Genomic DNA, 7,427 nt, shown 5'->3' with positions numbered 1-7,427 from the left:
CTCTCGTATCCCCGCTGGATACTTTTTCATTCCTTTTTTTCCGGACATAGCGAGACCCCCTTATGTAGTTCTATTATCCTACATAAGGGGGCTTTTTGTCATTGTCCGTTTTTACTGGACCTGTTCAACTCTACTACTGTTTTATTTTTTTCCTTTTACCAACAACAAACCAATTATCGGCTTATCATCTGGATGCCGTAAAATATCATTGTTTATTGTTTGAATCCATTCGTAGAATCACATACTTCTTTTCTTTAAAATTACGATATTTCAACCATAAACTGTTCAATCAATTTATAAACATTTGTAAATGGATTCATATCTTTAATGTCCGTGAATATATTTTTCCCCTCATCAAAATACTGATTTTCCAGTTTTCTAGCATTATCGATAGCTTTTTCTATATCACCGTTTTGAACTATTTCACGCGTTTTCCCCTTATGCCCTTTAGAATAATTATCATGCAAATGAGACGATAAACGCCTGTAAATTTCTCTCTTTGATATCTTTTCATCCACATCCTCAAAATGCATAAGCAACCATGTTTCAAATAAATGGTTAGAAATCAACAATTCATATTCTGTTGCTGCCAATATTACAGCTTGAATATCTGGTGGATCATCACAATCAAATGCTAGATATTTACCATAATTACTAAATTTCTGATTATTTTCCTCACTTTCCATAAATTTATTTGCAAAATTTAGAACAGTCTGTGCATTTCCATTTGCCGCTTCCAGAACGACCTCTACATCAGTGTACTTATTTTTCTTAATGATCTCTGCAAAATAATCAAAATAATATTTCTCTGTTTTTCCTTCGCAAAAAATAATGATACGTCCCAAATTAGTATGCTTTGTTTCCAAAAGACGTTGTGGTGATAATTGTGTTCTACCCATTCAACCCACCACCCATAATATCATCATAATGAAAGATCGGAATAGCTCCATATTTTCCTTGAAGATAGTCCTTATTAAAAGTTGCATCCTCTCGTACTTTCAAATCAGAAAGAGCATATAAACTAGATTCTCCACGTTCATTTTTATCTATAAATACTACCTCATCTCGTCGAAATTGATTATTATTTAGAAGTGAAATATCATGGGTAGTAAAAATCAACTGTGCTTTTGTATTTTGACTTGAACAGAATATATCTACAATCAATTTAGTTAATAACGGGTGTAGCCTTGCAGACATTTCATCTACAATAAACACACCACCCTTTGAAATCATTTCAATGGCATTTTGAATATATGCCAAAAAGCGAAGTGTGCCTGTAGATTCCTGATGCAAATCAAAAAGTTTTTCTCCAACCACATTTCCTGTTTCATCATAAATATCGTGTACGGTACGAATAACTTTTTCTTTCTTTTTTTTACCCGTACGCTCATCAAAAATCGTCTCCGTTTGTACATCTAAGCGTTTGATTCCAACATCAACTAAACGAAGATACTGCTCTACTTTGTTTCTATATCCCTTATTACTAACAAGTTTTTTTGAAAGTCCAACCATTCCCGCTAGACCTTTTACTGTAGATTCAAAAAGAATTTCTGTAAATACATTGTATTCCTTGTTAAAGAAAGAAATAAAATCATCTAGTATTACTTTTTTTCCTTCTTCATCTAGAAAATATTCAAGTACAGCTATATAAAGTCTCTCAGCTGGCAACTTTTTGTAAGCTCCCAACATTTTTTGATATTTACTGCCAAAAGAAAGTTCTATACCAGTACGTTCAAAGACCTTTTTGTCGTTAATATATAACCATTCAGTTAAAACCTCCTTAGATGTGCATTCAAAACCATACTGTATCTGCTTATTATTATGCAAAAATATAATATCAAACTCAGAAGCATCGTTTGTTTCATTTGATAAACTAAATGGTTCTAATTTCATTTTTACACCAATTTTGTTAGATTCAAAATCCTGATTCTCATTTTTGTTAATAAACTGAGAAAAAATATATTGTTCAAAAAAGAACATTGCCGAGATTAGATTAGACTTTCCTGAAGCATTAGCTCCATACAAAGCGGTTGTTTTTAGCAGCCCTAGTTTGTCATTTACTTGCATTACATGTGTAGGATGCTGTACATATGCAGTTGCTCTCATATCCAATATAGCTTCATTTTTAAATGAAGTATAGTTTTTCACTTTAAACATTAATAACATTAGTTTTTCACCCCCAAAACAATACATTTCTATTTTTATCGTATATCAATTATACCTAAAAGTCAATTTATTTACGATTTTTTCGTAAATATAATAGTTTTTAAATAGAATTACATATTTTATTTATATAATAACCGAATTTTACGTTTGCATACTCAGCATCATCCTTCATACTCCACAAACAATCGCCTTTGATTTTCCTTGCATACCCTGCCGATGACATCAAGCAAATCCTTTATCTTTCGATTGTTTTTCACTCTGATTTCCAGATAATCCGGATATTTATAATAATACAAATAAATATCGTACTGATGCTATGTAATCAGCTGTTTTGCCTGTTCCTGATACGGACATTCCATCTTTTCGGAATAACCATATATTTTATAGTCAAACAACCCCATACCATCTTCTTCAAATTGTTTGAAATCAAAAATCATCTTGTCTGCTCTGCATAATATCTGGTATCCCTCATCAGACTCCAGAATGACAGCTTCCTGATTTCTAGTTTTCCATTCTTTCAGTCTCTGAAATACTGCGTTTTTCGTTTCCGAACTGCCGTCTATCATTTTCACTGCTATCAACACATTACTGTTTTGCAGCAGTCCATAGAAAATTCCATTGCAAATCTTCCAAAAATCATCATCCGATTCCTCTGTGTAAAGACTGGGATAGAGGGTGAACACCTGAACCTGTCCACTGTTGATGCCTTCCATATCTGATTCGTAATATACGCACCTCGGACTGAAAAAGATATCCTCCGGCAGCTTTTCTTGTTTTTGCTTTTTCTGAAATAAATTTGCTAGTTTTCTCATCATACATCACCCGTAAACGTTTCTTGCACCTTTTGTTCACCGCCATAAATTACTTTTGTTTCTTTGCCATATTTTTTACATACAGTTATGGACAGCTCCAGCAGTTTTTCCATATCAAAAAGCCCATTTTTTATTTCCATCTCCATAGTAGGGCCTTCAAACAATTCTTCGTAATCAACCCAGACATCTCCCTGATGATGCAAAAGAAAATCATACTGCTCTTCTGCTGTTTTTTTCATTTCCATATGATTCTGAAATCCATTTATGATAAACGACCGGAAATCATGTTCTATGCCATGTTCCTTTTCCCTTTGAAAATAAGACTCCAGCAAATGAGAATGAAACGTATTCACTCTTTCCACAATGATATATGCTTCATAAATGTACTCTATGTTTGCAAAACGTTGCATATATTCCAGTGCCTTTTTCTGTTTTTCAGCGCCACACTCCACTCTGCAGATCCAGAGCCAATATCCCTGCAACAGGGTTTCCAAAATTTCAAAAGCAATTTTGAGATAATCCTCCAAAGGATCATCCTGAGACCAATAAGAAAAACCATATTTTATATGATCTTCTTTTTGCTCTATATAAATCTGATATGGCTTTACCACTGATTCCTCGTTCTTCTTTTTTCTGAAAAAAAAGCATACCATCACCTTATTCATCTAAATTCGTAATATCAAATACCCAGTTTACAAATTCTTCTCCACCAATTGCTCCTCCAATTCCACCTGCAAGACCAAGCAGTATACCACCAACTGCTGTTCCTGGTCCAGGTGCGAAAGAGCCTATCCATGCTCCTGTCATTGCCCCTGCTTTTGCACCGATAGCAGCTCCCGCCCAGCGACTACCTATTCTCGCTACTGACATATCTGTTTTTTTACCGAGCTTTTGATCTGCATCATTTAAATCATCTATCACAGCGTTTCCTACTTCTAAAGTATCCAACAGAATACCTGCCACCAATAGAATTTTCCCACCCATATGTACAACTTTGCCTACTTCTGTAAAGTTTTTAAATCTCATATACGTGGCTTCCGATATAGGTTTGTGATTTAGATACTTTTTCAAAAACTCCGGTTTGTCAACATCATAATTAATATGAAACGGTAAACTCTTTCCATCTTCAATATGCGGTTTATCCAACATAAATGCCCTTTTCTTTTTTCCATCCTTTGTATAGAACAAAATGGAATAATCATTCTTATCTGGCAAATTTTTCAGCATTGGATCTTTGGTTTTTGCTTTGCGAATATCTCTTGTTACAACCTCATGTGTTACCCCTGTTAAATCACTCTGCAATACATCAATATAAGTCAACACAGGCACAGAACCTGACACCAGAGCCTTTAACAATTCATTCCACGCACTAAGCGTTTCCTCTCCGAAAACCCCATCCTCTTTCAGCCATCCATGTGTACCTCTGATCCCTAATGCATTTATATTTCTTTGTAAAGTCAAAATTTTTTGTTGGTTTCCACCTACAAACCACATCAGTTTTTCCACTTTATTTTTTAAACCAGCACAGGATATCCCTGCTTTTCCACATTGTTCTATAGCTGTAAAGCAAATTTCTCCATTTTCATCAAGGATATAATCTTTATTTCTGTCTCCTTGATCCAAATCATTAGAAAGTTCATCGCATACTTTTTTCAGCATATTCTGAATTTCTGAAACATATTTTTTCGGATGCCCATAAGAATAAACTCGTGGAAAGCCTCTGAAAAAAACTTTTTTCTGCATCTCCTGATTGTATTCTCTGCTGCAAACAACCTTTCCATTTTTGCCAGCATAATTGCGCTGATGGTTCAAATAATCATAATAATGCAAAACATCCTGTAAAAACCCTTTTCCTTTTCCCTGTTCTATAGACATGAGAAACTCCAATTTTTTTGCATCATTTGATGCCGCTTGATAGACCGTACCACTTACTGCTTTTTGCAAAAGATTTATCTTTTCCGACATAGAAAAACTACTTCCAGTTGTACTTCGTAGCTTTCGTTCTGTTTTTTCGATCATCCCCATGCTTTCAGATGATTTTCTCTTTTGGATGCACTTGCAGACAGCAAAACAAGGGAAACAATTTGGTTCACATCGCCACTGGCACTGCCCCATTGCCGTGAAATTTCTCCTATCGCCTTTGCCAATTCTGCAGTTTCCTGCCGATCTTTTTCAGGAAGAAAAGCCAAAATGTCTGCACATTTTTTACATCTTGATATATCACAGAAACAATCTCTTTGCAGCTACGCGCAAGTTCTTTACATCCATCAAAATATTGATATTCCTTTGGAACTTTCATCACTTCTGCTATCTTACAGTTTCGATTCATTTCCTGAAAATAAGCTGCTGATCCTACGATTTTTCCATTTTTTCCTATTAGCTCTTTACTCATACATATTATCCTTTCTATGATTTATTTTCCAGAGTATAACGAAAAAAAAGTCTCATAGGATCTCAATGTTTCTAAATTTTTTAGAGAAACACATTCCTTTTACCTCTCTCATCAACACAAAAAGGCAGTGAGATTCTCTATTTCCACCGCCTAAAAACCTATCATTCTCAAACCTCCTCAAGTTTCCCTCCCTCCCCATCACTCCTCAAAATCCATCCGCTGTACCAGTACAATCCCAGAATGAAACTGTATCTCCAGTTTATTTTCATTGACCACTTTAATCACTCGAATGAGCCTACGCACCAATTCCTCATCAAACTCCCGCTGTAACCAGACTGTTTTTCCCATATACTGCTCCAAACCCGTCGTTCTTTGCTGACAGCTTTCCGCCAGTCTGTTTTCTTTTGCGGTCTTTGTTCTGGCTTTTTGCAGTTCTTTCAGTTTCCCCATGATCTTGTCATATTCCTGTTCAAAATCCTCTTTTCCATCTTTCATCCCGATTTCCATAAGCTCCATCAGCTTTTTCTGGCAGGCTTCCATCTGTTTGAGGATTTCCGTTTCTTTTTCCGAAGCCTCATAACTTCCAATGACCTGCAGGACATTTTCCCGAAACGCCTGCACAAACCTCCCATGATCCTCTGCCACACTATTAATGGCAGTCATAATGGCAGTATGCAGTGTTTTTTCTTTCAGTGTGGGAGAATACTTGCACCTCTTTTTTCCATTTTTCAGCCGATTGTCACATCTCCAAACCGCCTGCTTTACCCCATACTTTGACCAGACCTGTCTGCGATAAGGCTGTCCGCATTCTCCACAGTAGAGAAGATCAGACAGAACATATTTGCCGCTGTATTTTCCTTTTTGCAGTCCATTTTTTCTTTTGACAGCCGGTTTATAGATGGCAGCCCTTCTGGCTTTTTCCTCCTGTACACGATAAAACAATTCTTTGGGGATAATGGCTTCATGGTCATTCTCTATGTAATACTGGGGTACGATGCCGTTGTTTTTCACTTTCTTTTTCGTCAGGAAATCCACTGTATATGTTTTCTGCAGGAGGGCATCCCCCATATATTTCTCATTGGAAAGCATCCGGTCAATGGTGGTGGTGCTCCATATCTTTTTCCCTGTTACCGTAGGAATGCCCTCAGCTTCCAGAATCCGTTTGATGCGGTAACTGCTGTTGCCTTCCAGATACAGCTTATAGATCCGCCGCACCAGCTGTGCTTCTTCCGGCACGATCACAAGATTTCCGTCTTTGTCTTTCGTATAGCCCAGAAATCTGCTGTGGTTCACCATGACTTTCCCTTCCTCAAACTTCCGCACAATACCCCAATGACAGTTTTCGCTGATGTTCCGGCTTTCTTCCTGTGCCTGACTGCTCAATATGGTCAAGAGCAGTTCTCCGCTGCCCTCCATGGTATTGATGCTTTCTTTCTCGAATATGACAGGGATATTCTTTTCTTTCAGTTTTCTGATATTGGTCAGGGCATCCACCGTATTTCTGGCAAAGCGGCTGACGGACTTTGTCAGTACCATATCGATTTTCCCTGCCATACAATCCCCGATCATTGCCTGAAAATCCAGACGTTTTTTGGTACTGGTGGCGCTTTTCCCATCATCGGCGTAAATGCCAGCCAATTTCCAGCCAGGGTGGTTCTGTATCTTTTCCCGATAGTGGTTTACCTGTGCTTCATAACTGCTTTCCTGCTGTTCCTGTAAGGTGCTGACACGGCAGTAAGCGGCTACCCGAAGCAGTTTGGTCTCTCGGCTACCTTCTGCCACATGGGCAGGTACCGCCGGAATCACGGAAATATTCTTTTTTATGGTCTGTAGCATCACTCATTCCTCCTTTAGCCATATTTTTCGCTGATACCCATTTTTGAAATGAAACTCCAGATACCCTTCTTTCGCAACAACGACTTTTTTCATGGTTTCCGCCAGGAGATGGCTGTCAAACTTCGTTGGAACCGGCGTATGGTTCAGAAGATACAGCAGTTTTTCTGTCTGAAAATCACTGTCATCAAAGACCGTATGTTGATACTGTTCCACCGCTCTTG

8 protein-coding genes are annotated in these 7,427 nt (G+C 37.4%); all 8 read right to left on the bottom strand.

Annotated features, from left to right (window positions below):
- Nucleotides 1-260: 260 nt before the first annotated feature.
- Entirely contained in the window at nt 261-899 is a 639-nt protein-coding gene (locus tag INF29_RS13585) for an RloB family protein (protein ID WP_022255526.1), read from the bottom strand.
- Nucleotides 892-2,166: an AAA family ATPase gene (locus INF29_RS13580; RefSeq protein WP_191345016.1), complete on the bottom strand. Its 1,275-nt coding sequence runs from the start codon at nt 2,164-2,166 to the stop codon at nt 892-894. Before INF29_RS13580 ends, INF29_RS13585 begins: the two co-directional genes overlap by 8 nt.
- A gap of 314 nt (nt 2,167-2,480) precedes the next feature.
- Nucleotides 2,481-2,978, bottom strand: a complete 498-nt coding sequence (locus tag INF29_RS13575; RefSeq protein ID WP_193487238.1) for a hypothetical protein — start codon at nt 2,976-2,978, stop codon at nt 2,481-2,483.
- Nucleotides 2,978-3,223 carry a hypothetical protein gene (locus tag INF29_RS13570; protein ID WP_191345014.1) on the bottom strand — a complete coding sequence of 82 codons (246 nt, stop codon included), beginning with the start codon at nt 3,221-3,223 and terminating at the stop codon, nt 2,978-2,980. Before INF29_RS13570 ends, INF29_RS13575 begins: the two co-directional genes overlap by 1 nt.
- 412 nt (nt 3,224-3,635) lie before the next feature.
- The gene (locus INF29_RS13565; RefSeq protein ID WP_193487236.1) at nt 3,636-4,997 is read right to left on the bottom strand and encodes a hypothetical protein; all 1,362 of its coding nucleotides are present in this window, start codon (nt 4,995-4,997) and stop codon (nt 3,636-3,638) included.
- A gap of 112 nt (nt 4,998-5,109) precedes the next feature.
- Nucleotides 5,110-5,370 (bottom strand): hypothetical protein, encoded by a 261-nt coding sequence (locus INF29_RS13560; protein ID WP_193487234.1) that lies wholly within the window; start codon nt 5,368-5,370, stop codon nt 5,110-5,112.
- A 198-nt stretch (nt 5,371-5,568) separates the two neighbouring features.
- A complete protein-coding gene (locus INF29_RS13555) occupies nt 5,569-7,206 on the bottom strand; it encodes a recombinase family protein (RefSeq protein WP_193487232.1) in 1,638 nt (545 codons plus the stop codon).
- Between the two features lie 3 nt (nt 7,207-7,209).
- On the bottom strand, nt 7,210-7,427 hold a 218-nt coding region (locus tag INF29_RS13550; protein ID WP_193487230.1), incomplete at its 5' end, for a hypothetical protein.

It is taken from the genome of Anaerotignum lactatifermentans (assembly GCF_014982935.1).
GTDB lineage: Bacteria > Bacillota > Clostridia > Lachnospirales > Anaerotignaceae > Anaerotignum > Anaerotignum lactatifermentans.
Note: the sequence above shows the minus strand (reverse complement) of the source record. Positions and strands in the feature narration are given on the sequence as shown.